The following is a 24,049-nucleotide window of genomic DNA, read 5'->3' on the forward strand; positions in this document are numbered from 1 at the left end:
AAAACTAAGCTGAGTTAAGTCGTCACCATTGAGAAGTTGCATGCGCCGATTGATTATTTGCTTAATCAGCACCCTATTAATGTCATTGAGTTGCTCAAGCAGCGGCCGAGATGTCAGCATTTTAGCCACAAAATGGCAACATTATACTAATGAAGATGGCACTGGCATTTACTTTGATTTATTACGCCTCATTTATCATGAAAGTGATCTCAGTATTGAAATAACCAATTACCATCGTTGCCTAAACCTTTTTAAGCAAGAAAAAGCAGATATTCTAATTGGTGTCTATCAATCTGACCTCCCAAAAGCCCATTATGCGCAATGGCCATTGGATAAAGATGCACCTGTTTTTGCGTTTGTACACAAAGACAGCTCTTTTGACAGTTTAGCTTCGTTGAGCAATAAAACGATTGCATGGCAAAAAGGCTACGGTTTTGATCAGTTCTTTAATACTATTTCAGAACCTTATTTAGTATCCGACTTAGACACTGGCTTTCGACTGCTACAAGGCAAGAGGATTGATGCTTTTTTTGATTACCAGCTAAACTATCGGCCAACTGAACACTCCGATATCGCTTTTTTTAAAGTCCATGAAGCTGCGACACTTTACTTAGCATTTCAAAACACCAAGCGTGGCCGTTTACTGGCAAAATTATATGATCAACGCATGCCCCTTTTACGACAAAATGGGGCGTTAGCCGCGTTATTCGCCGACCATTATTCTCAGAGCGGTCTAGAACAGTTTACACCCCACTAAAGCTCTTTGTTTAGCTGAAGCTTGTTATTACTCGCGTATTGATCAATCTTTTTGTTCAAAAATCACAGCATTTAGCTTTACAATGAATCGTGTAACACCCACCAACTAAAAGGATGAATGAATGCTAAAAGTGCTCGTTGTGTGTATGGGAAATATTTGTCGCTCCCCAACAGGAGAAGCCGTGTTAAAGCATTTAGCGCACCAACAAGGTGTCGCGCTTGATGTTGATTCAGCTGGCACTATTGGATTTCATACCGGTAACCCACCAGACGCTCGTTCTGTAACAGTGGCAGAACAACGAGGATATAGCTTTGAAGGGATCCGCTCTCGACAAGTTAAACAACAAGACTTTGATGATTTTGACCTGATTTTAGCAGCTGATAAGCATAATTTAGCCGATTTAAAGGCCATCTGCCCACCACATTTACATTATAAACTTGCATTATTTTTACAATACGGTGAGCAAGAAACTGTCGAAATACCCGATCCGTATTATGGCGGGCCACAAGGTTTTAGTACTGTGCTTGATCTCATTGAAGCCGCCAGTCTGGTCATTTTAAATAAGTTGCGATCACACATTTACCCATCTTAATAGCCTCAGCCCCTTGTCCGCTAGTCTATTTTTGCTAGCCACTTAAGAATTTAGAATAGGTTTATTCTGTCACACTAACGACTGCGACTTGGCCATCAGCCCCTGCAAATAAAAAACGATGATTATCACTAGCTACAGTGTAATAACCCGCTAAGGTCGGATTAGGATTAACCAATGGCAGCCAAGTATCACCCTGATCATACGATATGTCATTCCCTGTTTTACCTGTAACGATACACACTGCCGGTATGCATTTCATAGCCGTGCGCAAGCCTCGTTGGCCACTTGCTACACTTAGCCAGCGATCATTACTAAAGCGTGCCATGTTAGGATAGGTCATATCCCGTTGTTGATAGTCTCCCCCTACAACAAACAATTGCTGTTGTTGATTGAGTGCTAATCCGTATCCACCCGCGGTCGCTGTACGATTAAATAAAGGAACCTTTTTGCGAGCCCAACGCTGACCAGCATCGGTTGAATGGTACACTGAGGCTGATTTTCCCCCCGTTGTTAACCAAGCTTGATCAGCTGGCCCAACAATGAGGGTATGCCCACTTGCTGCAAAAGCAGCTTCGTCATCTTGCATCGCGGGTAATTTATTTTTTGCAATCCGCTGCCATGTTTTTCCCCCATCTTGGGTGTATTTAACAACATAGTACCCATCAACAGGATCTCCCATCAATAAACCACGCTGGCGATCCCAAAATGCAATCGAGTCAAAAAAACCTGTTTCATCCGTATTTTGATACAGCAGCTGCCAAGTGTTCCCTGCATTTTCAGTCAAGTACAGCGCTGATTGTGCGCCATTGCCCACGCCCATCACAATGGCCGTGTTTTTATCAAATAAAGCAATATCCCGAAAATCGGTGTTTATATCTGAGCGTACGCTGCGATTGTGCCATGTTTTGCCACCATCTTGGCTATTCCACACATTGTTATTGCTACCTGAGACCCAAAGTGAATCGCCAAGCATTGCTGCACCTCTTAATGAAGGCTGTGTAGGAAGAGTCGTATGTTGCCACTGCAAAGTCGCTGCTGCGTTTGCAAAAGGGCTGTGAATTAGGCTCCAGCCTAAAGCAAAACCGACAGACCATGCCACGCATGGTATTAATTTATAGTTTTTCATTTTAAAGCCTAAAAAAGAAGTACTAAGGCAGCGTATGAATGACTAAAGCCTACCCGTAACCTACTGATTTTATTATACTGAAACTCTAGCACTGTCATTTTATCAACGCAAACTAATCTGCCGCTCACCACACTCTATAATCAGTAAAAAGAGGGCCTAATTAAGGTCGACCTTCACGATTATCACACACGGCCACAGGATCTAACCCTTAATTTAGGCCACTGACTTAACCAGTGTTTAGCTTGGATACGTTCTGCACAAATTTGCGGGTTTCGAGCTGGGTTAGGGGTAATAAATAAGCGAAATAAACTCGCCAACTCAAATGCTGCCACCACTTCATATTGTTCGCTGGGTAACAAACGCGCTGCAATGGCCGTTTCACATTCGGGCCAAAAAGCCATCGCATCCAGGGTATTTTTATAAGGTCGATCACCATTACGATGATGCATAACCGCCTGATTGCGTACTTGCCACAAGATGCCCGGGCGCAGTGCTGTCAGTCGCGCTTCATAGGTTAAATAGGCATTTTTATCATTCTCTGAGTCATCAAAATAGACCACATCGATATCATTAAGTGGCGTCAGCGCGGTATATCCATGACCTTTATCCCATACTAAATTTCGCACAAACCCTGCAGCTATATAGCAGTCCGGGAGCGACAGCGTCGCAACAGCCGCTAACAAATCAGTATGAAAAGTACTCTCTTTCAGCCAAGTTATTAACTGGTGGTGCCTGTGTAATTCAGCATTGTTCATTGAGACTGCTTTATTTGCTGATCAAGTTGCTCTTTTCGAGCATCAACGAGCTGTTGAATCCTCTTCGCCCCTTCGAGAGTTTCTTGACCCTGCGAAATTCGCTCCAAAGGCTGACTAAAATCAAGCTGAGACTGTGCATTTGGCGCTTTGTTTGTGACCGATGTAAGCGAATATGGCATTGGCGGAAGTACCGTTATATCACTGGCTTTAAGCACCACAGTTTCACTTTGCCCCTCAGAATTAGGCGTGTCTGAATAGTGCCACTGACCGTTGATATCTTGCCAGCGAAACACCTCTATGTCTTCATCAGAAGCCGTGCTAATTGCTTGAGTTGTAACTGTCGCTACACGACTGACTTGCCCAGAGAGTTGTTGCGCCTGATTTTTGAGGGTGTGGCTGAGGCTAGAAACGGTGGGTTCGCTCATATTCAGCCAAGGCTGGCCATCAGGGCGCTTTAAAACAAACAGTGCGCCGCCTGCAATTAAAGTCAGACAGACTAAAAAGTAAATAAAACGCGCCATCACTACCCCTTACTGATTGACTGAAAGAAATGCCTCAAGGGCGTGCTGTTTAATCCGATGGTAGTTAATAAACAGTACAATGATCACGGCCAGCGCACTTAATACAAAAACCCATAATGATGAAACAACCCGAGTCGCACTAAATAGCAACATTAACCCTGCATAACCAGATAAAAAGCATAAAGGCACACGATCTATTTTTTTATATTTTAAAAATACCGCAAAGAAAATAGTCACAATGAAGGTCACGCTGACCATATGCAAAGAAAAGCGACTTAACCCAGCAACATCAATGCCCCGAAATACGTCGCCAATAATATGCGCCATGGTTGAAGAAGCGGCAAAACTGATGATTAAACTAAATACGATAAACAAACATTGTAATGCGGCACAATTAACAAAAAACGCTTTATAACTGAGCGTCATGGTTATAAATGGCACATCATAACTATCTGTATCTTCTTGATACACAGCAATTCCTTTTGGCTGATAATAATATATTTTCAGCGAATCATAACCACTTTCAGGAATTGACACAATCTCAGAAATAAAAAACGCCTGTTTTCAAGGCGTTTTTTATTTCTGAGATTGAGCTTTAATTTTTCGTTGTCATTTTATAAGTTATGCCGATGATTCTCTGTTATCGGTAAATGATCGGGCTGTAAATACGAGCGATATAAATATCGATACTGTCGTCGATTGATTGTCTTGGTGATGTTCTCAGGAGCAATAAAGCGTGTATTTTGTTCAGTCAACCAGCGCTCAAAACCCAACTGTTGATCTGCAGCTAAACGGGTTAAGGTCTGCTCATAGCCGGTAAAAAAGTCTGTTTTTAAATCCTGAGCTAATGATTGCAACTCACTCACATGTTGCTCGGCTAAAAAACGAACAGCTAAATACGACCATTGATAAATTCGCTCACTGCCATCTCCATATTTGGTATCAAAAATAGTGCGTAAACTTAGCCAATTTTCGCGCTCTGTTTGATGTAAAAGTTTAAAAGCTCGTGGGTTTACTGCTCGTTTAGAAATGTATTCTCCCATGCCTTCTGACCACCAAACCAATTTATCAGGGAAATGACCAAAACCCCCATATTTTGAAAACCGCCCATCAAGATAGTGCACATACTCATGGTTTAAATTCCACACACTAAACTCTGGCCGTAACCAGAACGCTTCGAATGAATAAAAGGTCGCTTGATTATTTGGATCACTGGGATTGCCCTCAATGTACATCCCCCCATTATTCGTTTGAATATTAAAGGTCATTTGCCCAAAACGATTATAGCTACTGTAATCATCAAAAATAACGACTCTCAGTGACGTATTATTATCATTTGCAACAGGCTGATTATTAGTGGCCAGCTTTTGGTGAAAATCATCTTGCTGAGCTAACAACTGATGGCACGACGATTTTAGCTGCTCAGGTGTCATCTGTTCAGCTAAGATGAATAACGATTCATCACAGTGATGCTTAATAGGTAGTGCCTGTTCAACCGAAGGAATAAAACATTGGCCTTTGAATTCATTATCACAATTATCTTGTGCACGATACGAGTTAGCCAAATAATTAAGTGAAAAATGCGACTGCGCTTGTTGATGAGATAAAAATTCAACTCGGCTGAGCCATTGCCACACTTGCTCATCCAACTTATTAGCCGCCTCTTCATCCATTAATATATGCAAATAAGCCAGTGACCATAACGCATGATCAAAACGCCAATCCGCTTGATTGAGCTGCATCGCAAAATGCGTCAAAGCGTTCACTAATGTCGTGTTAGCGCTAAATTGGGCTGACACTTCATCATTTAAGCGCCCTTCATAAGCCAGAAAACTGATTGCTCGCAGCGTTTCCCACACGCTGTACTGCGCTTGTTGTGAGCCACTCGTTAGTATTGACTCATCATAAGTGGCCATCAGTAGGGCTAAAGTGTTCAAATGCGGGGCCAGCTTTGTATGAAAGGGCACTTGATAATAAAATCGATACAGGGTCACAACGTAATGCTCTTGCAAACGCCTGGCAGAATCTGTTTTTTCTAGAAAAAAGGGCTGTTGACTTAACAACGTTAAGCTTGCATCCAGCTTAGCCCAAACCGTTTCATGAACTTCTTCAAACTCACCAAAATAACTGTATGTACGCAAATAATAAAGCAAGGCATCAAGCTGCGATGGCGTAAATTTAGCCGCTGTAAAATGCGCTTCAAGTCCATCAAGCACGTGCTCTAATGTGTCGGCTTGTTGGTAGTGCTGGCATTGCCCCCACAAATCCACTTTTTGGTTTGCAATTATATCCAGCATGTCAACGGCGCCTGCCAAGGCACAAGCGTCTGTCGCAGTTTGACTTTGCACTGCAACCGTTTCAGTAACGATCACTGGCGAGATACGTGTATTACAGGCAACCAAAAATAGTCCTGCGCAGAGAGTAACAATGCGTTTTAGAAGCATAATAAATAGGCGTTAATTATTTTGGGATATTGTATGCAATTATAATGTTAATTTGCAATCAAAAGATGGGCTTTACTTAAAGAATGAATAGCAAAATTAAAAATTAGAGCAAATAGAGAAGGAGCAATCGCCGAGTGAAAGTGAATAAATATAAAGACGTTATAATCAGTTTAGAGGTTCTGGAGATTCAGTTTCGGAGTAATCATAGCCCAACTGCTGTGCCATAAAAGAGTAAAAATCTCGTTGAGTTAACGTTTGGTTAAAAATTAGTGCTAGGTGTTGATTCACCCCATACGCTTGAAAAACAGATTTTGCTAAATCAATGTCAATCACTCTACACATCATGATGAATACTCCAAGTATAACTGAGTAGCACTACCAGTTTGGTGCATAGACGCCGTTTTAGGAGTGTCCACCTTATCACTTATTAACATATCATTTATATCAACCAATTATTTACAGAATAAAGCGTGATGTCGGTGGCGCAGAGTGAGACCAGTGAGCGAGCAGCGTTCATCCCTCTTTGGCTCCCATGGCCAATACAACAGTAATGCCAATTTGAAAATCAGTGTTTGATTCTACTCGATGTTATTTTAACTAGCTGTTGGACTAACGCCTTTCCCATCATTTCAAGACAACGAGCCACCGAGTCACACCACATTACTGTTGCGTACTGCGTTATTCTCGCGTGGATGCTAAGTGTATGTACTCAATGGCTGTCATTTTATGATACTGCACAGTGGGGTGCATGATCTGACACGGCTCAGGATCAACCACTTCAATCGGAATATGATGATAACGGGCAATATCCAGTGCTATTTGGGTAATATTGACGCTAAACGACGTCCCCATAAACACCATTTTAGTGGCCTTTTTCATCATGGTTTCGGCTCGCTCTATTTGATACAGCTCAGTATAAAACTCATCAAAAAGAAGTACATAAGGCTTTAAAGAAACATTCAACTCAGGGCCTTTACTGCTGATGTTAAACGCATCTAATAAAGACTGTGTCAGATTGTTTTCATCTATTTCGTGCCAAGGTGCTGTAACACGTTCGGCGTTTTCACCTTGAGTATGATAACGCGTGACTTGATCTAATCGACCATGAATAGAGATATAATCGAGATTGCCGGCCTTACCATCTAAACCATCAATGTTTTGCGTGATTAATGCCTTGTCTTTGAGCCAGTGATGAACCTCGTTTGGCCCATAATCGCGGTAAGTTGCAAACCGCCGATAATACCAAGTTAAAAATTGCCCAGGATTATGCTGATACATAGCGCGAGTCGCCATTTCTTGCGGCGTATAATGTTGACTACCAATGGTCCAATAGCCATCTTGGCCTCGAAATGTCGGAATACCGCTTTGCGCACTGACACCGGCACCTGTGATATACAAAGTGGTCATGTGATTATCCTCTCATTCATTACGCACCTATGAATTCATTGTGCAGTTGCATAATCGCATAAATGAGCGCTAAAACAATGTAATAAGTAACAAAGAGGTCATTGCAGTAACGTGCCGTTTCTTTCGACACAGCAGCTTAAACATCCGAGCGATAGTTGAGTAATAAACACATGCGAAAAAAACCTTACTCGCATACTGTTTGTATTTGGCATAGCTGGCGTTCTAAATAATCGACGAACCAATGCTGATGATGTAGCCGAGCTTTTACTAAAGCCGTGGCGTAGTCAAGCTCAATCAACGTTTGCTGATCAGCCCATTTAAAGTCTTCAACGACAAATGTTTCCTGATCAATCATGACACTATACTCGTGTGGTTGACCACCTTGCAGGTACTTGCTGTACAAATGACTATCAGCACTTAATACAAAAAGTTTTGCTTCCAACCCTAAACAAGAGGCGGCATAAAAATAACGATTTTTATCCATTATAATTCCTTCAAAAACAGTGCTAAAACAACTTATTTCAGTACTGGTCAGTGTTTATCCTGACAAAGAGTAACATTTAGTTACATTAAGCATAACGTAAATTTTTAGTAAATTTAGTTATCAATAAGCTCACTATTGTGAACAAACGTTATCAATATACACTTAGGGCGTTACGAACCTCCGGCGTATTAGCTAATCAAAGGTAAAACTTCAAAAACAAATTGCAAATGACAATCGATATCATTAAGATTCGCGAAATTATTTTTATCCCGCATTATAATCGGAGTCTTCATGAAGTATTCAGCCCTATTTATCGCTATTGGCGCGGTGATCACCTCCCCCACTCTTACCGCTCAACAAAATCAACTCGAAGTTATCGAAGTCAAAGGCACCTATTTTAATGACTACAAAGTTGATAACGCTAAGGGAGCACTGCGCACTGATGCTTCACTACTTGAGACGGCTCAATCTGTCACTGTCATTCCAGATACGATTATTAACGAACAACTGGCAACCACTTTAGGTGACGTGCTGGTCAATGATGCAAGCTTAACGGCTGGTTCAAAACAACGAAATCGTGAAACCTTTAACCTGCGTGGTTTCGGATTAAGCTCATCGAATGGTTATTTGCGTGATGGCCACCAGCATTGGTCTCATTATCAGCAACCGATTGAAACTTTAGAACGAGTTGAAGTGATTAAAGGACCTTCAAGCATTTTATATGGTCAATCTGGTCCTGGTGGATTAGTCAACATGGTGACAAAAAAGCCCACGGTTAACACCACTTTCAATCTAGGACTGGATGTCGATCAACTTGGTTCTTCTCGTTTAATGCTTGATGCGGGTGGGTCAATCACTGAGGCACAAGATCTTCGCTATCGTGGTATTTTAGTTAAGCAAGATGTGACCTTTGAGCGCGAATACCCAAATGGTAAACAACGTGAGCGCGATCGATTTTTAGGTGCGCTCGTCATCGATTATGACCTATCTGAAGACGCTATGCTACGAGTCCATTATGACCGTACCAATGATAAAGCCGGTTTAGACACCGGCGCTTGGCTAGATAATTCAGGCAAGGTGATTGGAAACGATAAAACGATTCGAGATTTTTCTTGGGCATTTACTGACATTACTGTTGAAAACATCGGCGCTGACTTGAACCTTATTTTAAGTGACAATTGGACAGCGACATTAGGTTATAACGAGCAAACATTCGAACGCCAACGTTTCGAGTCTGCACCCCGTCAACCTAAAAACTACCAAGTAGGGGATGAATATGAATCTCGCCCATACGATCGTTTTGATGATTGGCAGTTTACAACCGCCTTTATCGATTTTGTTGGTGAATTTGAGTTAGCGGGCATTGAACATCAGCTTTTAATTGGTGCCAATTCCTTGGATTATTATTACGGCCAATACCGTGTTTCGGCTGATCGTGTTAAATACATTGAAGGTCAACCAGAGCCTCTTCGCCCTGATGTAAGCTATAAAACCGATGATTCACTCTACACCAGCGAATATGATTATTACGGAATTTATGTTCAAGATCTCATGACGATCAACGATTATTGGCAAGTTTCTGTCGGCGGTCGTTACGACAAACAAACCAAAGAAGGCGCAGACAACGAATCGTTTGTTCCAAAAGCGGGCGTTTTATACCATCCAAGTGAATTCGGTACATTTTACTTGAGCTACTCAGAAGGGTTTGAGCCTCAAGGTAGCGATACATTAATCAATGAACGCGATCAAAATCACGGTATGAAACTTGATGCCATGACATCTAAACAACTTGAGGTAGGCACCAAATGGCAGTTAGTTGATGATCGTTTACTACTAACAGCAGCTGCATTTGATATCAGTAAAACAGGCATGCTTATTTCGACTGAATTAACAGCTCATCCACAATTTGACTCTATCACTACCCAAGCAGGTGAGCAGCGCCATAAAGGCCTTGAGCTCGGTGCACAAGGTGCGGTGACAGATAAACTGTTTGTAATGAGTTCATTGATGAATCTCAATGCAAAATACGAAAAAGACCAACGTTTTGAAGGTAAAACGCCAATGGATGCACCTAAATGGTCAGCGTCTCTTTGGTCTCGTTACGAATTTAATGATGCATTTGCCATCAATGCCGGTGCATTTTACGAAGGCGAGCGTTTTGCTGATAACGCCAACACCATCACCAAATCGGGCTATACCCGTGTAGATGTCGGCGCGACGTACAAGCTCGCTTTAAGCAGTACTGATATTAATGTCCGTTTTAATATCCAAAACTTATTTGATAAGTCCTACTTAGCCGGTGGTGGTACCAACAATGTCACCATTGGTGAGGGCACAAGCTTACGTTTAGCTATTCAAGCCAGCTTCTAATCTTAATGGGCGGCAATTGACAGATTGTCGCCCATTAATTCAGATTGCCCCGCTACCCACGCATTTATCGTTATATCTGGATGATAAATGACAGTTCCCCCCTTTCTCTTCGTAATATTTATGGCATGATACAGCCATTAAACTTTTATAGCTGATACCTTATGACGAAGAAAACTGTCACCTTTGAATTCGAAAAAGAAACCAAAAATAGCGTACGCTACCAAGAAATCCCCGAACCCGGTCAAGCGCCGGTAGCTGGGACTATTTACTTACAAAAATGGTTTGCACAAACAAGTAAAATCATCGAAGTGACCATAGAAACCAAAGACTAATAGACCTTCAATACAGGCTTTAAAATCTCTCTTAGGCCACTCTTTCAAGCTGCGTTATTCAACCTTGGTGGCCGCAGGCATAACATTAATTGGTTGGCTTAGTGAGTAAGTACGCGACTAGTTCGTTATAGTGTGCGAGTGATGTAATATGTTGCGTTTCAGGTTTATATTTTCCATTTACGATCAATGTTGGTACCGTGTTAATGCCTTGTTCGCGTAATTGTTTTGTCGCGCGCTGCATCTTGGCATAACGGGTGCTAACAGCAAAACTTGTTAGGGTTTTATCAAACAAAGCTTCATCAATACCATGTAATAAAAACAAGTTTTTGATGTCTTTCTCAGAGGTAAATGATGCGCGCTGAACATGAATATAATCAAAAATAGCCGTACTCATCGTCTCTGCCACCCCTAAAATATCCGCAGTTATCGTCGCCTTAATTAAGGCTTGCTCAATTTGAATATCTCGCCCGGGCATATTGTCCACAGGGTTTTTCACAACAGCTTGCCCCTCAGGCAACAATTGATTTAATTGTTGAATAAAAGGTTCTTGCTTATAGCAATGTGGGCAGTAATAGGAGAAAAACTCACGTATCTGTGGTTGTGTCGTCGCCTCCCCCTGTATTTCTGTATAATCTTTTCCTTTTATAAATTCAGACGGCGCAGCCACCGCCAACACTGACCAGACACTTAAAGTCACCATTAAACAAAAACGATACATTTTAACCTCTTACTTTTATCAATAAATAATCTGACTTAACAACGCCTTATAAGTTCATAATTTTTTAATCGGTCTTCTTTTAACCATGTATCACCTCTGTTAATCAGGATTAATTAACTTATCAAACGCACAAAAAAACAATGATAAATTGCATTTGCACAACCCAAACGCTATTATCAACAGTATTAAACAAGGTGAGGTGTGTGATGAATTTAGCGACTCAAACAAAGCCAGCAGAAGTATTAATGAAAGCATTCAGCAATGCGTGTGAGCATCTTAAAGTCAGTAATACTGAAAAGTGTGCCATTATTGGTGTTAATCCTTCAACCTTGAGTAGAAATCAGCAAAAAGGGTTTGCTCCACAGTCAAAAACCGGTGAACTCCAACTGCAATTTATTCGCTTATATCGTTCCTTGTATGCCATTTCAGGTGGCGATTTTGCCTTTATGCAGCATTGGTTTCGCAGTAACAATAAAGCACTTAATGCCGTACCGAGCCAATATGTGTGCAGTATTGTCGGCTTAATCAATACCAACGAATACCTTGATGCCATGCGTGGTAAAATTTAGGCATGCTGAAAAAATTTATTAAGTTGTGTCCCCCTTTAACATTTTATCAAGGTCGGTTATTTCGTATAGTCGAAACCCAGCAATATGCCGCAACCACAGGTTTAGTCGACAACCTTGAAGAGCAAGCATTATTAGAGCAACTACTTGATGACGCTAAACCTCCTTATAAAGAAAATACAGTTCAGCTTCACTATTTAATTTCGACTCCCTTTCGGTATCCACCATTAAAATATGGCTCCCGATTCGGAAATAGGCAGATGCCCAGTTATTTTTATGGCTCAGAACAACTCGATACCGTTTTGGCTGAATGCGCATTTTACCGATTGAAATTTATGCATGATATGGCAACCCCATATACTGATGCGGTCAACTCTGAGCACATGACGTTTAGTGTTACCATTGCCACACAATACATGGCCGATTTATGCCACATCACCAATGTGGAGATCCAACAACAATTACGCCACCCAACTGACTACCAGTTTAGTCAAGCTGTCGGACGCCACCTCACAGAGCAATCACACGCTCATGGATTGCGGTATTTTTCAGCGCGAAGTGATACTGGCGTAAACTTAGCGATTGCAGAGCCCGAAGTAATAAAATCAGCAGAGCCTGAAACTTGCTGTAACTGGATATGCCAAACAACTCAACATGCTGTTAGCTTCAATTATCATAAAAACCAGCCCATTACGTTTTCCATCGACACTTTTTTAGTCGATGGAGAGCTCCCTGATCTCGCATAACCGCCTATCTAATCCGTATTTTGCTATTCAATATTGATCACATCAGCAAAACTTTAGCAAAGCTAAAGTCAAACGCGCCCTCCATGAAAAAGAAGGCGCGAACCAATGTTAAATTAAGTCTGATAGCACGCGGCTAGATCGCGGTAAATAAAAATTATTCGGGTCAAGAGAGGTGATCACTCGCAGGGCCTGACCTTGAATTTCTGCCGCTGGGACTAATCCATAAACACGCGAGTCTGCACTGTGGTTACGGTTGTCTCCAAGCACTAAATAATAACCTGCGGGCACAGTCACATTTGCAAAATTATCTATCATGTTTGCACTCGCTATAAATTGCACTGCATGCGCATGATCAGGAAGTGTTTCTATCATTTTTTGCGTACCTGCTATAGGCTGATAATCGAGCCGCTGTTCATTCACCACTAAATTGTTATTAATCATCCTAATTTGATCACCTGGTATCCCCACGACACGTTTGACTAAGCGCAAATCGGCAGCTTGTGAGTTAATAATCACAATATCGCCTCGCTGAGGCTCTGCCAAATCAACAATAGCAATATCAGTGAACGGCCATTCTAATCGATAGGCCATTTTATTTACAAAGATCCTATCGCCTTCCACTATGGTCGGCTGCATTGATCCAGTTGGTACCGTGTACCAATCAGCAAGACTGCTACGAGATGCAAACAGAGCCAACATAAAGACTAAAAAGCCGATGTTTTCTTTAAATAATTTAACTGCTTTGGTACGGTAAGTTTTCATTCATTTCTCCTTTTATTAGTCGCTTACAGCTGAGACAAACGAATTAATATGCAGTTCACTCAAAATAAACATCGCGCTAATTTTAAATGTAACTATCTATTACACCGCTCACAATTGCTGGGCGAATCCCGTACCGTTTTACTGACTATTTCCTAGCTAGCTATTTACTCCACATAAAAAGCACCGCACAATCGTCATCTCAATTACTTTAAGGTTAACTATGCCAGCTAAGAAAAATAATTTATTCCTCGATGTCATTTTCAGTGTTGTTGTGCCTTCTGTCATTTTAATGAAGTTCAGCTCACCACAACAACTGGGGCCGTTATATGGGTTACTCGTTGCGCTGGCCTTCCCATTAGGCTGGGGTGCCTACGACTTATTGAAAAGCAAAACAATCAATTTTATTGCCGCATTAGGCTTAGTCAGTGTGCTATTAACCGGTGGAATTGGATTATTTGAATTAGACAATAAGTGGTTAGCAATCAAAGAAGCTTTGGTGCCCGCAGTGTTTGGCATCATCGTATTCGCATCTGGGTATGGAAAAAGCCCATTGGTGCGCAAATTTTTACTCGACACAGGTCTAATGAGAACCGATTTAATAAATCAACGTTTAGCCGAAATAGGTAAAACACACGAGTTTGAACAACGGATCCGCCGGGCAAATTTATACCTCTCCCTCACTTTTGCTTTTTCATCCGTGATGAATTTTATTCTGGCTACCTGGTTAGTCACCGCCCCTACAGGCAGTGAAGAGTTTAATGAACAACTCGGACAACTAACGCTATTAAGTTACCCCATCATAGCCATCCCTGCGTGGATAATGATGGTCGCCATTATATTTTATATTTGGCGAACATTGACCCAACTAACCGGCTTAGATATGGAACAATTGATAGAAGGCGACTGAGCCTTCACCTCCTTCTTCATCATCAAACACGCTATGAGTAGCCAATTGCCCTTGCTTCTCATAGCACACTAGTTGTGCTTTTAGATTTTCTCCCCTACAAAAATTTTTGCCATACACAGCCATGCATCTACGATCAATACACCGAATACTCTCAAGCTGAGCCTCATTTCAACGCATTAGATTAAAATAATTTAATTTCAGCCCTTGTTTTTTGTTTCCCATATCGGTATAAACTTATCACCCAGCCAAAATGGGTACATTCATTGTTACACAATGATGTTCAATTAATCTCACAAAAACTAAGGTAACATCCATGAAAAAAACAATGCTCGTCAGCGCAATTTTATTAGCATTTTCAGGTAGTTCTTTCGCTACTGAGCACAATCAAACTCAATTAAAAGAAATAACAAAGAACGCAGATTCAGCCATGACGACACAAATGATTGATCCGATCACTATGTCAACCGTGGGCGGTTGGATACTTTCTGGTGCAAAGTCTGCAATAAAAAATGGTGTAAAATCTTTTTTAAAAGATGCGCTTTTTGGCAGCTCAGGTCCTGCTTATGTGATGCTGCATGAAGATTCATTGCGTCAAATTGAAGATATTGTCACTGAAGTTGTGATCAACAGCGATGTCGAAGATGCTAAAAGTATCCTTTATTCATTTGATGATTTGCTTGGTTATTATCACGCAAGTGCACAAAACGACAACCCTGATGTTAGCTTACTACCAGCACTCGTCACTTACGCAACCAGTTTAAAAAATCATCAAGCCTATAGAACAAGCTACAACAGTAATGCACATTTACTCACTGGTAGCTATTCACTTGTCTCTGCATTGACCATTGCAGTACTCGCAGAAAAAGAAATTCGTGGTGACATTAGTCATGCTTATGTAAAAAGTATTGCCAATAACCTAAAAACTACGCTTAACAGTTTAGGTTCACAAGCTGATAGTTATGTGCGTAGTAATATCCGAATTACGCCGCCAACAGGAAACTGTGATGGGATTATTATTCATAGTATCGGTATTGATGATGAATTAGCGCTGGTCAATGAGCCAGATTTCCAAAATAATGATGATACATTCATTTTCCGAAACTGCACCTATACAGTTCGCGATAGTATAGGAAGTAAAACATACACTTACAAAATTGCCGATTACGGTCGCAATTTAGCTAGCCGCCTGGCATATAACAAATACAACGCACTACAATCTGATTATGCAGACAAGTTTAAAGGTGCCGAATTTGCGACTATCGTCAACGAGCTTGCAACGTATTAATACTTAATTCCATTACAGCCAGTGAAGCTTATGAGGGCTCCACTGGCTTATTAACATCCAAGCACTATCGAAAGCTGGGCATAATCGCAGGGATCCCAGGTAATAAACCAACCAATGCCATTACGCCAGTTAACACACAAAACATAATAAGCGGAATGATCCAACGATTCAGTGAGCTCAACTCTTTACTCCGTTCTTTACATCCAATCAAACCTAAATTATCGAGTAACATCGTCAGAGCCCACCCAAATGCCGGATTCACCAGAGCAGAAGAAAACACGACGATAGCTGCAGACTGAGTCGTTTTCCCTTCCCGAGTCATTTCCATTCCCGCTTCTAAAAGAGGAATAAACACACCTACAATCAATGCCACACATAACACTGGTTGCCAAATTGCTAAATCCATCGGGTAGCCCCAAATACTGGCAATCACACAAAATAAAGCAGTCAGCACCGCACCAGCAGGGATCGGACGTTTCGCAATCGCCGCGGGGACAATATAGGTTCCCCAAGAAGAGGTAAAATTCGCCCCACCTAAAAGCGAGCCAAACGTTTGGCGAATTGAAGCGCTGGCCATCGTATCATCAATATTCATTTGGACTTTTTCAGTACGAGGTGGATAGCTAATTTTTTGAAAAACTTGATGACCTAAGAAATCAGGTGACCACATAGCCACCGCTAAAATAGCAAACGGCAATACCACGACAAAACTTTCCAGAGTCGGTAAACCGAGCATCCACCCGGTACTTTCACCCCACCAGTACATCGGGTCCAAATTAGGCAAGCCCGGCCCCGTTTTAAACTCAAATGGCGCCCCGAGCAAAAAGGCCACTCCGCCACCTAAAACGCAACTCAGCGGCACCGCTAACCAGCGCTTTTTAAAATGTTCAAGGAGCGCATATAACACGATAGTGCTCAGGATAATCACAAACGCAATATGCGACATCTGTATGCCTTCAGCCCAAGCAAACAGTTTTTTGACTTGTGATATTGTGCCAATAAAGCCGAGATACAGTAATAATCCCCCGCACACACCTCGACTAGTTAAGTTTGCTAAAATACTGCCGCCTTTACTGAGGGCTAACAGTAGCCCGAACAAACCAATTAACAATCCAAAGGCCATCGGGTGACCGCCAGCAGCAACCACAATAGGAATAAGCGGGATCAACGGCCCATGAGTCCCCGCTAAGTTAGCTGTGGGTAATAAAAAACCAGAAAATAACAAAATGAACACCGCCACAATGAGCAGCTCATAGCGTACATTTTCCAAAATAAACCCTTCACTTAACCCAAGCGGTGCTGCAAAGGTCGCTGCAATTGCCCCCACCATCACAATTTTTCCAATTGTGCCTGCCATTGCAGCAATGGTGTCTTCAAATTCAAAACGGTAGTCTTTAAATGGCAAATTAGGCCGCCAGCGTTTAGGCTGCATTATTTGTAATTCGTGCTCTAGGTATTCATCTCGGGAATTAAATTCAGAACTTGCACGGTGTAACTCTTGATAGCTTCCTTGTGAATGACTTCCAGTACTGTCTGGGTTGCTTTTTGCGCTCATAACATCTCCTACTGCGGATGCGAATGGATGTGAAGGAGCAATTATAAAGTAGGCTGGCGCGTAAAGCGCTTAGCAATAAGTCGAGTAAAGAGTGATAAAAAACACATCGTATAGCGGTGATGCCGATTAGAAAAAGCGTTGTTCATAAATCCATTTAGTCGTAGTGCCCCTGGAATGAAAAACGTCTGGCAGCGATAAGATCGCACTAAGAGAGCCTCTATATGTGTTTGCATACTTTTTATTAACGGCACGACGATTTGACAGCTAAATGACAGACGAAGTAGATGAATTTGTTGATTGATTTGAATTTGACCGCTTGCGCGATCAAAAAGATAAGTAATGCCTATTGACGAGAGATCGGCTCATATGTGTTATATGGCACTTACCTTAACTCTGAATTTAGAGGTGAGCCACTTTTAATTAAAGTTATTAATTCTGAACAATGTTGGACAGCCTCTGAATTATTTGAGCTCCAATATGTTCTTTTTTGCATTTGAGCTAAATGGTCATATTCTGGCTCGTTAGCTTTAACGTACTCAACTAGCCACTGATTTGATTTCAACCATTTGCTTATTTCATTATTTGCGCCACATGACTCTTGCGAAGTTTCAATAATCGACAGCATCCAAGCAGCTGCACTACCCACTTGAGCACATTTTTTTGAATTAGCATCACAAATTTCATTTGAGCTAACTTGCCATGAATAAAACGCAATAATTAGAAATAAAAACCGAACCATATTTGTTCCATCTAACGAGCCTGTAGATTTACTCGTTTTTAATTTGTTTTTATTAATCCGCAAACCATAACTGAGTTCCTATTTTGATTCAATCGTTTAAAAAAAATGTTTGACACTCATCAATATCTCATTGATTTTAAATAATTTGTATTAAAAAACAATACAAAATCTATTTCAAAGGGAGTAATGGATTGAATAACGACTGCTTGAAAGACATATATATTGCGGCTTTATACCAACAAAGCCGCTGGTGAGAATTGAGTGAATATAAATTGATATGAAATATCCGATTTTCAGGCCTAGTAAAACTAGGCCTATGCCTTGTTTACTTAAATACAGATTAATGATTGTGACTAACCGACTCCGCGATACCAACTTTGTTGATGTTGATGGGCGCACTGCCTAAGGGCACTGGGTTGACCTGCGAAGTTACTATATTGTCGTCGGAAGTTTTGTACGGCTTCAAGCCACACAGCAGTTTCTATACCCAGCTCGACTAATATTTTGGGTTGAGCTTTGCTAATTGCACCGCGCTTTTTAGGGTCAATATGTCGCCCACTCCAATCGGCAAGTTTTAGCCTGTTAGTATAAAAGAGGCCAATAACTTAAAAGGAATGGTTTGATTGTTTTGGTTACTGCCAAAGGCCATCAGTTGCTTTGGTTGCTGGGTAGTGTGTTTGGTTTTTTCTGACGTGGACTGTTTTTTGTAGTGTACGATGCGCTCTTGAATTGATGTAAAGTCGCTATCTTGCAGCTTTTTCGCCATTCTAGCTCTGATTGGGTTTAAATCGACGTACATCATGCAACTGAGTACGGCTTGCTCGTCGAGTAAAGCTTGCGATTGCTCTTAATTTAAAAGGAAGCGTCCCCTCCCAAAAATTCATCTGGAATGAATTTTAATGCCGCTAGGCAGCCCAAAGGGTGAGCGCCATGGAGGGCTGCGAATATAATCGGCCTGTGCAGTTATCTTCTTTATTGGCTTCTCTGGCAATGAACTCGTTTAGATTACGCATATACCAACTGATGTCATAAAGCCTCGCTCGCCAAACTTCGACCGTTTTATCAACGCTGTACATATAGGCTTCATCGAGCTTTTCACCTTTACGCCTGCTATCCCTAAGAAGGGGTCAACCAAAATTATGCCGTAATACAACTGATACCAGCGCTCTATCACTTTATCCTTTGACCAGTTTAATGCGCGACTTCTGTCCACTCTCAGCACCAAATGGTAATATTTCAGGCTCCTACCTTACACCTAACGACCAGCTTCGCTGTTGTATAATGCTCCCGGCATTTTGCTGATTCGACATCACCGTATATTCCGTAAAATATCAATGGCAAACACTTGCGATAATCGTTTAAAGCGCTCCACTAACCAAGCCCGTCGATGTTCAAAATTTTGACCTGAGTATTTATCAAGCCCCGCTAGAAATGCCCTGCGAACACAACGACTGATGCAGTGATAGTAAGGTGTGGAGTCTAAATCAATTAACGAACGTCTTGCTTGTGCCATGTGAGCCACCAAAACAGGAAGTGATTAATTAAAATTAGACCCACTATTGTGGTTTTTCAATGAGATATTTATGGGTATCTAGTTTTTTGTCTCTAGTTTTTTCCCAACGCATTGCCAAACACATCGGCTAGCTTTAACCGCTAGCCGATACTTCCCCACCTAATAAAACAAAACCCCACTCAATATAAACATCGTCATACTCAGTATTGGCAGTAGAATAATTTTCCATACTGAGCGTTTCGCGAACCATTTTGTTTTAGCTAATCTAGCCTCTATCTCTTCAAACTTGATCCCGAAGCAACAGACTAAATAAGTGAGCAAAATGGCAAACACAGCAGCCAAAATCATTATCAGGTTTACATCGCCTCGAAATGAGAACAATTTACCAGTAAGTACTTCATTTATAAACCTATAACCGACAGAGTTAAAGGTATATAAAAGTGTACCAGCATGAAAAACCATCACCAGAAGAACTACAGTAACAAACCCCATTGGCGGTACTAACTTACCAGTTTTTTGGTTTATCGATGTTTGATAATAAAAATACAAATAGTAGCTACGAATAAAGCTCAAAATACCCACTTAAAACCCTCCCGATTCACGTACTTTAAAGTTAGGGTTAACTCTTTGGTTGGCCTCAATCATGTCACCAAATTGATACATTAGACCTGTCCAACTCTTCTTTTCAACGCCCATTTCTGTTGGGTGGAATTTCGGGGTATAGCTATAACCAGATGCCTGTAGCGCAAAGTCTGTAATACCATAGATACCCGCAGGGATTGCTCCGACGCCAGTTAAAGAAGCTAATGCAAACGTACTATCAACGCCAAATTTACCCCAATTACTGGCGATATCCGCTTGATTAGCTGGATTGTCCCAATTATGGTTTTTTTGATTAAATTGGTAGTCGTATGCTTGAAAGCCCGAAACCATAGGGCCAGCCGCTGTTAGCAATCGTCCTGAAGTCTGTGCTAGAGAGCTATCCATTAATCCCGAAATATTCCCCGTCAAACTCTTAATCTCGTCCACAGGACCAAAGCCAAAGCTAAAATTGCTTACGCCATTAAGAGGTGTTGATGCACCGCGACCAAAACTACCATCAAAAATGGTTGAGAGTGGCGCTTTATCGGCCAGTGTCCACCCCGTATTTTGCACTAAGCCAAAGCCGTAACTACCACGCTTTGTCGCAGCTATGCCTGTCAAAGTTGAATGAACTGAACCTAATCCACCTATAATGAGTGATGTATAACCTAGGTAACGCGTTAAATCTGATTGCGTATTTGGAGACCCAAACACATACTCTTCACGCCACGGTCCCGGCGTTAGCGGCTGACTCATATCCGCCCAATCAATAGAACCCATCAACGAGCTTTCTAGGTCAAAGCCTTGTGGCACTCTGCCCATCGTGGTGGTATTTCTATCAACCCAAGCTTGATTGTTAGCAATGAGTGATTGAGTGCGTTGCACGCTTTGTGCTTTCGTTGCTAAATCACTGTTTAACTGCTGCCTAATCATGTTTGAATGATTAACCAAACGATTGAATCTATCAAACGATGTAATCGGGCGTGTCGCATTCTCAATTGAATTTGCGGCGGTTGCTAGGCTGTAATATGCATCATCAGATAAGCTATCAAGGCCACCCGATGCTTCGAGTCTATTCCATCTCTCAAGGGCATTTTCAGGGTTAATATCCACTGCGCCTTGTGACACAGGTGCTCCACTCGTCGTACCAACAGATTGCGTATTGCCCGTGTGTTTTGCACTTGTCGTAGCTGTATTCGCTGATTTTGGTGTACTGCTTAACCCACTCACAATCGAATTCCCCAATGCATTGCCAAAGGCATCGACCGCAACGTTACCAAAATTCCAACTCGCTTGATTGCCAAATAACTTATCCGCGCCATAACGCACGCCCGAGTTTACTATGCCACTGACTGGATTGCTATTATCAAGCCCTATTTGACCTGTATGACCACTCAAGCCCGATGCCACGGCCGAGGCCGCCACATCACCCCAGCGGAAACTCGCTCGATTACCCACCAGTTTATTGGCCACCACTGAACTGGCTGCACTGCTCGCTCCGATAACCGCACTGCCCCAGTTATTTAACACTTGTTTGCCTGCATGCATACCCGTTTGAGCTGTTTTGGTAAAGATTGTCTTGGTTCCTTCAGCGACTGTACTACCTACGCCTAATACGTTGCCCACGCCCGCTGTTGCACCGGCTGTTAACCCTGAAGCCAATGCATTTTTCAATGAAAAAGAATCAATCGCCCCTATTGCTTTACCCACCACTTGTGATGCCACAGAGCCAACAAAGCCCCCAATGGCAGAGGCCGCCATACCGGCTGCTGCAGTACTGCCAATCGCCGCTCCGGTAGCAGTCGCGCCTCCCCCTAGTACCGTTAATCCACCAGAGAAAGCACCCGTGGCCGAACCTAGGTACCCAGCCGCAGCCCCCGCTGTATAAATCGTCGCAACCACTGCCACTGCTATCATCACAATCGACGCCACCGCATTACACCCGGCCTCGGGTGGGGCCGGGGCATACGGTACGTTTGGCGTGGTGTCGCCAATTAACTCGGCGAGGTTTTGTGGCATAAAGCTCGCAAAATGATTGAGGTTGTTCGCTTTATGCGGGATCTCGAGGGTTTGCCCTGCTTTGAGTTCGTCCCCATCAGATAGGTTATTGGCACTGGCCAAAATATACCAATAGTCTTCGCTGCCATAATATGCCACCGACACCGAACGAAGTGTGTCCCCTTGGTTGACGAGATGAGTTGATGATGAAGTGCTACTTGTACTACTCTGAGCTGCAAAATGTTGCGAAGCAACTTGGGTACGATGGGCACTCATTTCCCCTATGTATTGGTCATTGCTGTAAACATACTGGTTGTTCACCGCTGATTGCGCATCAAACCCCACTGACTTTACTGAGCGGCGCTCCCAGTGACCCGTTGATGAACCTTGACTATTTACTTGCGGTTGGTCTTGCAAATGTCGGTCATCAAAATCTGGAATATCTACCCAATTGTAGCGTTCCCCTGTGAGGGCTGATGTTTGCTCTGCACTTTGTTTTCGGATCACTTGACCTGTTTGGTTGTAGTCAAAATACCGGGCTTCTGTCGTCCCTTGTGCTTCATCTGAGAACACGATAGCGGTCCGCTGCCCTTGTGCATTGTAAGTACTTTTTGTTGATCCTGATTTAAAGTCTGTGTTGTTTGAACGCCCTTTTATTTCGCTTTCTTGATACTGGGTATCACCTCGGTAACTATGGGTGAATGTGTGGGTAAAGTCGGCCTTATTACTGTTTTCGCTATTGTATTGCGTCTGCACTTTTCGACTGACTCGCCCTGCTTTATCAAAATAATAATTGATGCCATATTCACGCTGATTATTGTCACCGTAGTGGGTGACTCTTTGGACTTGACCATCATCACTAAACTGGGTGACATCTTTGCTTTGTAAGCTAAAGAGTGTGCGGCTATTGGTGGTTTGTCTGGCTGGCCCATCTGGTTCAATGTTGCGTAAATCATGATCGCCACCACCTATGATTACACTGCGCGTTTGTGCTGTGTACTGGCGTGATTCGGTGACTTGACCAACGGCATTATATTCACGTTCATTAACAGCCCCCCAGAAATTCCCGGTTGTAGTGACTGTCTCATGGCCGTTGTAGCTCGGCTTAAAGCGCCACGCACTGTTAGCGTGCTCTGTAGCAAAGTTCAACTCATTGCTTTTATCGTAATATTGACTGATTTGGGTCATAAAACCCAAACTGTTATAGGTAAATTTAGAGGCGCCTTGGTGAGTGACGGTCAGCGTCTGTTGACCAGTTGCATTGTACTCTATGTATTGCCCTTGCTCTGAGATATCAAATCGGCCGTTGGTTAATGCAACTGCGTCGTAGATAACCTGATTATTTGCATCATAGTCATACCAAAAGCTGCTTACTTTGACTTCCTCTTGTACGTCTAACGTCCCAGAGGTGGATACTGTTTGTTGATCATTTTTAACAGTGACTTCAAATTTAAAAAAGCCGATGTCTTTTTCTGCAAGGGTACCATTAGAGACTAACAATCCTGAACGAGTATTAAATGTTAACCAGTCGTTGATAGGGACTAAGTCTTGCTCATTACCTGTTGCGCTTTGAGCATTTGGCTGTGTGTCATTGTGAGACAATGCTCCAGGGCTTGCATCTTGGGATAATGACTGCACTGCAAAGGTAGGAACGGCGGCTGGTGCCGCCATAGCCATCGTTCTCGGTGCAGCAGTCGCGAGTTTATTGCCTTGTTCGTCTAATAAGCTCAGCTCAAACTGGGCATCATCCGATACATGGTTAAAGAAATCTCTAAAGTTAACATTGAGCTTTTTGCCAACACTTGTTTCAACAGGTGGCAGCAACGACGGTGCTGACATGAGTTGAACTGATGAACCAATGGGGTCAAATCTTGACTTCAGATATTAAAA

At 42.3% G+C, this 24,049-nt stretch carries 21 protein-coding genes and 1 pseudogene; 8 read left to right on the forward strand and 14 right to left on the reverse strand.

Annotated elements, in window-relative coordinates; genetic code table 11:
- Positions 1 to 40: 40 nt before the first annotated feature.
- A complete protein-coding gene (locus tag AC3KVK_RS18850) occupies positions 41 to 757 on the forward strand; it encodes a substrate-binding periplasmic protein (protein ID WP_490310109.1) in 717 nt (238 codons plus the stop codon).
- Positions 758 to 878: 121 nt separating this feature from the next.
- On the forward strand, positions 879 to 1,349 hold the full coding sequence (locus AC3KVK_RS18855) for a low molecular weight protein-tyrosine-phosphatase (RefSeq protein ID WP_490310108.1): 471 nt from the start codon (positions 879 to 881) through the stop codon (positions 1,347 to 1,349).
- A 61-nt stretch (positions 1,350 to 1,410) separates the two neighbouring features.
- Here AC3KVK_RS18855 and AC3KVK_RS18860 read toward each other — a convergent pair whose 3' ends face one another.
- The 8 genes from AC3KVK_RS18860 to AC3KVK_RS18895 form a co-directional block, all read right to left on the reverse strand.
- Positions 1,411 to 2,475, reverse strand: coding sequence for a WD40/YVTN/BNR-like repeat-containing protein (locus AC3KVK_RS18860; RefSeq protein WP_490310107.1), 1,065 nt, complete (start codon positions 2,473 to 2,475; stop codon positions 1,411 to 1,413).
- A 182-nt stretch (positions 2,476 to 2,657) separates the two neighbouring features.
- Positions 2,658 to 3,230, reverse strand: coding sequence for a nucleotidyltransferase family protein (locus tag AC3KVK_RS18865; RefSeq protein WP_490310106.1), 573 nt, complete (start codon positions 3,228 to 3,230; stop codon positions 2,658 to 2,660).
- On the reverse strand, positions 3,227 to 3,751 hold the full coding sequence (locus AC3KVK_RS18870) for a DUF4124 domain-containing protein (protein WP_490310105.1): 525 nt from the start codon (positions 3,749 to 3,751) through the stop codon (positions 3,227 to 3,229). The genes AC3KVK_RS18865 and AC3KVK_RS18870 overlap by 4 nt, the downstream gene beginning before the upstream one ends.
- 9 nt (positions 3,752 to 3,760) lie before the next feature.
- Positions 3,761 to 4,222 carry a hypothetical protein gene (locus tag AC3KVK_RS18875; protein WP_490310104.1) on the reverse strand — a complete coding sequence of 154 codons (462 nt, stop codon included), beginning with the start codon at positions 4,220 to 4,222 and terminating at the stop codon, positions 3,761 to 3,763.
- 143 nt (positions 4,223 to 4,365) lie between these two features.
- Entirely contained in the window at positions 4,366 to 6,195 is a 1,830-nt protein-coding gene (locus AC3KVK_RS18880; RefSeq protein ID WP_490310103.1) for a collagenase, read from the reverse strand.
- Between the two features lie 165 nt (positions 6,196 to 6,360).
- A complete protein-coding gene (locus AC3KVK_RS18885) occupies positions 6,361 to 6,540 on the reverse strand; it encodes a hypothetical protein (RefSeq protein ID WP_490310102.1) in 180 nt (59 codons plus the stop codon).
- A gap of 333 nt (positions 6,541 to 6,873) precedes the next feature.
- Positions 6,874 to 7,602 carry an SIR2 family NAD-dependent protein deacylase gene (locus AC3KVK_RS18890; RefSeq protein WP_490310101.1) on the reverse strand — a complete coding sequence of 243 codons (729 nt, stop codon included), beginning with the start codon at positions 7,600 to 7,602 and terminating at the stop codon, positions 6,874 to 6,876.
- A gap of 184 nt (positions 7,603 to 7,786) precedes the next feature.
- On the reverse strand, positions 7,787 to 8,086 hold the full coding sequence (locus tag AC3KVK_RS18895; RefSeq protein WP_490310100.1) for a hypothetical protein: 300 nt from the start codon (positions 8,084 to 8,086) through the stop codon (positions 7,787 to 7,789).
- A 291-nt stretch (positions 8,087 to 8,377) separates the two neighbouring features.
- Between AC3KVK_RS18895 and AC3KVK_RS18900 the strand changes: the two genes are divergently transcribed.
- Together AC3KVK_RS18900 and AC3KVK_RS18905 are read left to right on the forward strand one after the other, a co-directional pair.
- Positions 8,378 to 10,456 carry a TonB-dependent receptor gene (locus AC3KVK_RS18900; RefSeq protein ID WP_490310099.1) on the forward strand — a complete coding sequence of 693 codons (2,079 nt, stop codon included), beginning with the start codon at positions 8,378 to 8,380 and terminating at the stop codon, positions 10,454 to 10,456.
- Between the two features lie 161 nt (positions 10,457 to 10,617).
- Positions 10,618 to 10,788, forward strand: coding sequence for a hypothetical protein (locus AC3KVK_RS18905; RefSeq protein WP_490310098.1), 171 nt, complete (start codon positions 10,618 to 10,620; stop codon positions 10,786 to 10,788).
- An 85-nt stretch (positions 10,789 to 10,873) separates the two neighbouring features.
- Here AC3KVK_RS18905 and AC3KVK_RS18910 read toward each other — a convergent pair whose 3' ends face one another.
- Entirely contained in the window at positions 10,874 to 11,506 is a 633-nt protein-coding gene (locus AC3KVK_RS18910; RefSeq protein ID WP_490310097.1) for a thiol:disulfide interchange protein DsbA/DsbL, read from the reverse strand.
- Between the two features lie 206 nt (positions 11,507 to 11,712).
- Between AC3KVK_RS18910 and AC3KVK_RS18915 the strand changes: the two genes are divergently transcribed.
- A complete protein-coding gene (locus AC3KVK_RS18915) occupies positions 11,713 to 12,075 on the forward strand; it encodes an MbcA/ParS/Xre antitoxin family protein (protein WP_490310666.1) in 363 nt (120 codons plus the stop codon).
- A 2-nt stretch (positions 12,076 to 12,077) separates the two neighbouring features.
- The gene (locus AC3KVK_RS18920; protein ID WP_490310096.1) at positions 12,078 to 12,818 is read left to right on the forward strand and encodes an RES family NAD+ phosphorylase; all 741 of its coding nucleotides are present in this window, start codon (positions 12,078 to 12,080) and stop codon (positions 12,816 to 12,818) included.
- Positions 12,819 to 12,926: 108 nt separating this feature from the next.
- On the opposite strand, the gene lepB is transcribed toward AC3KVK_RS18920, so the two are convergent.
- Complete coding sequence (gene lepB, locus AC3KVK_RS18925) at positions 12,927 to 13,580, reverse strand: signal peptidase I (RefSeq protein ID WP_490310095.1); 654 nt, start codon at positions 13,578 to 13,580, stop codon at positions 12,927 to 12,929.
- A 220-nt stretch (positions 13,581 to 13,800) separates the two neighbouring features.
- Here lepB and AC3KVK_RS18930 point away from each other — a divergent pair, with 220 nt between their 5' ends.
- Both AC3KVK_RS18930 and AC3KVK_RS18935 read left to right on the forward strand, forming a co-directional pair.
- Positions 13,801 to 14,487, forward strand: coding sequence for a VC0807 family protein (locus AC3KVK_RS18930; protein ID WP_490310094.1), 687 nt, complete (start codon positions 13,801 to 13,803; stop codon positions 14,485 to 14,487).
- 313 nt (positions 14,488 to 14,800) lie between these two features.
- A complete protein-coding gene (locus AC3KVK_RS18935) occupies positions 14,801 to 15,772 on the forward strand; it encodes a hypothetical protein (RefSeq protein ID WP_490310093.1) in 972 nt (323 codons plus the stop codon).
- Between the two features lie 64 nt (positions 15,773 to 15,836).
- Here the strand turns inward: AC3KVK_RS18935 and AC3KVK_RS18940 are convergent, their stop codons facing one another.
- From AC3KVK_RS18940 to AC3KVK_RS18955, 4 genes and pseudogenes are all read right to left on the reverse strand, one after another.
- A complete protein-coding gene (locus AC3KVK_RS18940) occupies positions 15,837 to 17,327 on the reverse strand; it encodes a DUF3360 family protein (protein WP_490310092.1) in 1,491 nt (496 codons plus the stop codon).
- 382 nt (positions 17,328 to 17,709) lie between these two features.
- A complete protein-coding gene (locus tag AC3KVK_RS18945) occupies positions 17,710 to 18,129 on the reverse strand; it encodes a hypothetical protein (protein ID WP_490310091.1) in 420 nt (139 codons plus the stop codon).
- 290 nt (positions 18,130 to 18,419) lie between these two features.
- Positions 18,420 to 19,579: pseudogene (locus tag AC3KVK_RS18950) on the reverse strand (alpha-amylase family glycosyl hydrolase).
- A gap of 582 nt (positions 19,580 to 20,161) precedes the next feature.
- Entirely contained in the window at positions 20,162 to 23,998 is a 3,837-nt protein-coding gene (locus AC3KVK_RS18955) for a LysM peptidoglycan-binding domain-containing protein (RefSeq protein ID WP_490310090.1), read from the reverse strand.
- Positions 23,999 to 24,049 lie beyond the last annotated feature (51 nt).

Source organism: Pseudoalteromonas sp. J2K-J979 (assembly GCF_058169715.2).

Excerpts from the sequence above, each read along its gene's own strand:
- AC3KVK_RS18865 (WP_490310106.1), bottom strand. The coding sequence starts at position 3,230 with ATGAACAATGCTGAATTACACAGGCACCACCAGTTAATAACTTGGCTG.
- AC3KVK_RS18885 (WP_490310102.1), bottom strand. The coding sequence starts at position 6,540 with ATGATGTGTAGAGTGATTGACATTGATTTAGCAAAATCTGTTTTTCAA.
- AC3KVK_RS18955 (WP_490310090.1), bottom strand. The coding sequence starts at position 23,998 with ATGTCAGCACCGTCGTTGCTGCCACCTGTTGAAACAAGTGTTGGCAAA.
- AC3KVK_RS18855 (WP_490310108.1), top strand. The coding sequence starts at position 879 with ATGCTAAAAGTGCTCGTTGTGTGTATGGGAAATATTTGTCGCTCCCCA.
- AC3KVK_RS18870 (WP_490310105.1), bottom strand. The coding sequence starts at position 3,751 with ATGGCGCGTTTTATTTACTTTTTAGTCTGTCTGACTTTAATTGCAGGC.
- AC3KVK_RS18910 (WP_490310097.1), bottom strand. The coding sequence starts at position 11,506 with ATGTATCGTTTTTGTTTAATGGTGACTTTAAGTGTCTGGTCAGTGTTG.
- AC3KVK_RS18860 (WP_490310107.1), bottom strand. The coding sequence starts at position 2,475 with ATGAAAAACTATAAATTAATACCATGCGTGGCATGGTCTGTCGGTTTT.
- AC3KVK_RS18890 (WP_490310101.1), bottom strand. The coding sequence starts at position 7,602 with ATGACCACTTTGTATATCACAGGTGCCGGTGTCAGTGCGCAAAGCGGT.
- lepB (WP_490310095.1), bottom strand. The coding sequence starts at position 13,580 with ATGAAAACTTACCGTACCAAAGCAGTTAAATTATTTAAAGAAAACATC.
- AC3KVK_RS18900 (WP_490310099.1), top strand. The coding sequence starts at position 8,378 with ATGAAGTATTCAGCCCTATTTATCGCTATTGGCGCGGTGATCACCTCC.
- AC3KVK_RS18850 (WP_490310109.1), top strand. The coding sequence starts at position 41 with ATGCGCCGATTGATTATTTGCTTAATCAGCACCCTATTAATGTCATTG.
- AC3KVK_RS18880 (WP_490310103.1), bottom strand. The coding sequence starts at position 6,195 with ATGCTTCTAAAACGCATTGTTACTCTCTGCGCAGGACTATTTTTGGTT.
- AC3KVK_RS18930 (WP_490310094.1), top strand. The coding sequence starts at position 13,801 with ATGCCAGCTAAGAAAAATAATTTATTCCTCGATGTCATTTTCAGTGTT.
- AC3KVK_RS18920 (WP_490310096.1), top strand. The coding sequence starts at position 12,078 with ATGCTGAAAAAATTTATTAAGTTGTGTCCCCCTTTAACATTTTATCAA.
- AC3KVK_RS18905 (WP_490310098.1), top strand. The coding sequence starts at position 10,618 with ATGACGAAGAAAACTGTCACCTTTGAATTCGAAAAAGAAACCAAAAAT.
- AC3KVK_RS18895 (WP_490310100.1), bottom strand. The coding sequence starts at position 8,086 with ATGGATAAAAATCGTTATTTTTATGCCGCCTCTTGTTTAGGGTTGGAA.
- AC3KVK_RS18940 (WP_490310092.1), bottom strand. The coding sequence starts at position 17,327 with ATGAGCGCAAAAAGCAACCCAGACAGTACTGGAAGTCATTCACAAGGA.
- AC3KVK_RS18935 (WP_490310093.1), top strand. The coding sequence starts at position 14,801 with ATGAAAAAAACAATGCTCGTCAGCGCAATTTTATTAGCATTTTCAGGT.
- AC3KVK_RS18915 (WP_490310666.1), top strand. The coding sequence starts at position 11,713 with ATGAATTTAGCGACTCAAACAAAGCCAGCAGAAGTATTAATGAAAGCA.